Source organism: Clavibacter lycopersici, assembly GCF_003576405.1.
Classification (GTDB): domain Bacteria; phylum Actinomycetota; class Actinomycetes; order Actinomycetales; family Microbacteriaceae; genus Clavibacter; species Clavibacter lycopersici.
This window is the reverse complement of sequence record NZ_QWGT01000271.1, coordinates 1-3,418: the sequence shown is the minus strand read 5'-3', so window position 1 is coordinate 3,418 and position 3,418 is coordinate 1. Positions and strand designations below refer to the sequence as shown.

Sequence of the window (3,418 nt, the reverse complement as noted above, 5' to 3'; positions counted from 1 at the left end):
GGGCGCGGGCCGCCGGGGCCAGGGCGGCGAGCGGGGCCGCGGCACGGGCGGCACGCGCGGCGACCTCGTCCACGGTGGCCTGCACGGTCGGGTCGGTGGTCGGATCGGTCTCGTGCGGGGTCATGTCTCTCCTCGGTGGGGGCTTGCGGCTCAGAACCGGAAGCCGCTCGGGAACGGGTCGGTGGGATCCAGCAGGTACTGTCCCATGCCGGTGATCCAGGCGCGCCCGGTGATGGCGGGCACGATGGCGGGCCGGCCGGCCACGGTCGTCTCCCGCAGGATCCGCCCGGTGAAGCGGCTGCCGATGAACGACTCGTTGACGAACTCGTCGCCCACGGCCAGCTCGCCGCGCGCCCACAGCTCGGCCATGCGCGCGGACGTGCCGGTGCCGCACGGCGACCGGTCGAACCAGCCGGGGTGGATCGCCATGGCGTGCCGCGAGAGCCGCGCGTCGGATCCGGGCGCGAGGAACTCCACGTGGTGGCAGTGGTCGACGCCCGAGATCTCCGGGTGCGACGGCGCGTCCTCGTCGTTGATCGCGCCCATGATCGCGAGACCGGCCTGGAGGATCTCCTGCTGCCGCTCCCGGTCGAACGGCAGCCCCAGCGCGTCGAGCTCGACGACCGCGTAGAAGTTGCCCCCGAACGCGAGGCTGTACGGCACGGTGCCGTAGCCCGGCACGTCGACGAGGGCGTCCAGCCGCTCCACGTAGGACGGCACGTTCTCGATCGTGACGGACGCGGCCCGTCCGCCATCCACGTCGACCCGCGCGATCACGAGCCCGGCCGGGGTGTCGAGCCGGATCGTGGTGACCGGCTCCTGCACCTCCACGAGCCCGGTCTCGACCAGCACCGTCGCGACGCCGATGGTGCCGTGGCCGCACATGGGCAGGCAGCCGGACACCTCGATGTAGAGGACGCCCCAGTCGCAGTCGTCGCGGGTGGGCGGCTGCAGGATCGCGCCGCTCATCGCCGCGTGGCCGCGCGGCTCCGTCATGAGCAGGAGCCGCAGGTGGTCGAGGTGCTCGATGAGGTGCAGGCGGCGCTCGTTCATGGTGGAGCCGGCGATCACGCCGAACCCGCTCGTGACGACGCGGGTCGGCATGCCCTCGGTGTGCGAGTCGACGGCGTGGAAGACGCGGGAGGACCTCATCCGTCGATCATCGCCCGGCGAGGTGGTCGAGCGCGCGGCGGGTGTCGCGCGTGACCTCGGCGGCGACCGCGGCGGGCAGCGGCGCGCGCGGCGGACGCGTGGGGCCGCCCGTGCTCTCGCCGGCCACGTCGATCGACAGCTTGATGGCCTGCACGAACTCGGTGCGCGAGTCCCAGCGGAACACGGGCACGAGGTGGCGGTACAGCTCCTTGGCCTCCTCGATCCGGCCGCTGGTGGCGAGCCCGTACAGCTCGACGGCCTCGCGCGGGAAGGCGTTGGGGTAGCCCGCGAACCAGCCGACGGCGCCCATGATGAGCGACTCGAGCAGCAGGTCGTCGGCGCCCGCGATGACGTCGAGGCCCGTGAGGTCCTGGATCTCCGTCACGCGCCGGATGTCGCCCGAGAACTCCTTGATCGCCACGACGTTCTCGAGCGCGTCGAGGCGCTGGAGGAGCTGGGGCGTCAGGTCGACCTTGGTGTCGAACGGGTTGTTGTAGGCCATGATCGGCAGGCCCACCTCGTCGACGCGCGCGTAGTGCTCGACGACCTCGTCGTCGCTCGCCCGGTAGATCGTGGGCGGCAGGAGGAGCACGCCGTCGGCGCCGTCCTCGGCCGCGATCTCGGCCCACTTCCTCGCCTGGTGCCAGCCGACGCCGTGCACGCCCGCGACGACGATCCCGCGGTCGCCGACGGTCTCGACCGCGACCTGCACGACCTTCCTGCGCTCCTCGTCGGTGAGCGAGGAGTACTCGCCGAGGGATCCGTTCGGGCCGACGCCGCGGCAGCCGTTCGACATCAGCCAGTCGCAGTGCCGGGCGTAGGCGTCGTAGTCGACGGCGAGGCCGGCGGGCGCCGACGCGTCCTCGCGGAACGGCAGCGTGGTGGCGACGACGACGCCTCCGAGGTCCAGGGCGGGTGCGGTCATGGCGTGTCCTTCCGGTCGGTGGTGCGGGGAGGTGCGGGGGTGGTCGGGGGTGCGTGCTCGCGCGGAGAGCCGTCGGCGGGCGGCGGGTCGTCGACGCCGGGCGCCGCTGCGGCGAGGGACGGGGGTCCGGCGTCGCGGCGCTCGTAGGCGGCGGCGAGCTCGCCGAGGCGGACGGGCGAGGCGATGGGGCGGCGGTCGGATCCGGGGCCGGACGCGGCCGGGGATCCGCACGCGGGCGCCTCCCCCGCGAGCAGCTCCTCGACGGTCCGCCCGCAGACGCGCCCCTGGCAGATGCCGAGGCCGGCGCGCGTGGCGAGCTTCATCGAGCGGAGGTCGGTGGATCCGGCGGCGCGGGCGGTCGCGCGGATCCGGCCGACCGGCACCTCCTCGCAGCGGCAGGCGAGCGTGTCGTCGCGGAGCCAGCCGGTCCAGCCGGGGCGGATCCCGTGCGCGGCCTCGATGCGGCCGGCCACGTCGTGCGCGATGGCCCGGCGGCGGACGGCGGGGGCGACGGCGGCATCCGACGGGGATCCGCCCGCGGCGCAGTGCCCGGCCACCTCGCCCTCCGCGAGCGCCTGGTCCACTCCCCCGATGCCCGTGATCTCGCCGGCGGCGTAGACGCCCGCGGGCCCGGCGCCCTGCGACGCGTCGACCTCGACGAAGCGGTCGGGCCCGATGCGGCAGCCCGCGGCGATCGGCAGCTCGAGCCGGGGCGTGAAGCCGTGGCCGACGCACACGGCGTCCACCTCGATCCGCCGCTCGGTGCCCGGGATCGGCGCCCACGACGCGTCGAGGCGCTGCACGGTGACGGCCTCGACGCGGTCGGTCCCGTGAGCCGCGACGACCGCGCTGCCCGTGGCGTAGCCGATGCGCTCGCGCGCCAGCACGGACACGTAGCCCGCGAGCTCCGCGGCCTTGTGCGGCGCGCGGGCGAGGCCGAGCGGATCCCGCAGCCAGCCGCGCGCGAGCCCGGGTACGCGCGCGGCCTCGTGGATCCCGACCACGCGCGCCCCCGCCTGCACGAGCGACACGGCGACCGGCAGGAGGAAGGGGCCGGCGCCCGCCACGATCACGCGGTCGCCTACGCGCACCCGCTCGCCCTTCGCGAGGGCCTGCGCGGCGCCCGCGGTGAAGACGCCCGGGAGGTCCCAGCCGGGGAACGGCAGCGTGCGGTCGTGCGCGCCGGTCGCGAGCACGAGCGCGTCCGGGCGGAGGGCCAGCGGCTCGCGGCGGGATCCGTCGACCTGGCCGACGAGCACGTGGACGACGGCGGCGGGCGGCTCGGCGGCGCCCCCGGCGGCGGCATCGGTCGCGTCCGCCGCGGGCCGCTCGATCGCCCAG

At 75.6% G+C, this 3,418-nt stretch carries 3 protein-coding genes; all 3 read right to left on the bottom strand.

What is annotated here, in order from left to right:
* Positions 1-150 precede the first annotated feature (150 nt).
* Positions 151-1,152 carry a proline racemase family protein gene (locus tag DZG00_RS13670; protein ID WP_119382948.1) on the bottom strand — a complete coding sequence of 334 codons (1,002 nt, stop codon included), beginning with the start codon at positions 1,150-1,152 and terminating at the stop codon, positions 151-153.
* A gap of 7 nt (positions 1,153-1,159) precedes the next feature.
* The gene (locus DZG00_RS13665; protein WP_086515790.1) at positions 1,160-2,077 is read right to left on the bottom strand and encodes a dihydrodipicolinate synthase family protein; all 918 of its coding nucleotides are present in this window, start codon (positions 2,075-2,077) and stop codon (positions 1,160-1,162) included.
* A partial coding sequence (locus tag DZG00_RS13660) for an FAD/NAD(P)-dependent oxidoreductase (RefSeq protein WP_119455731.1) occupies positions 2,074-3,418 on the bottom strand: 1,345 nt, incomplete at its 5' end. The genes DZG00_RS13665 and DZG00_RS13660, both read right to left, overlap by 4 nt.

What these genes read in the sequence shown, in the direction of transcription:
- DZG00_RS13670 (WP_119382948.1), bottom strand. Translation starts at nt 1,152, where the DNA reads ATGAGGTCCTCCCGCGTCTTCCACGCCGTCGACTCGCACACCGAGGGC.
- DZG00_RS13665 (WP_086515790.1), bottom strand. Translation starts at nt 2,077, where the DNA reads ATGACCGCACCCGCCCTGGACCTCGGAGGCGTCGTCGTCGCCACCACG.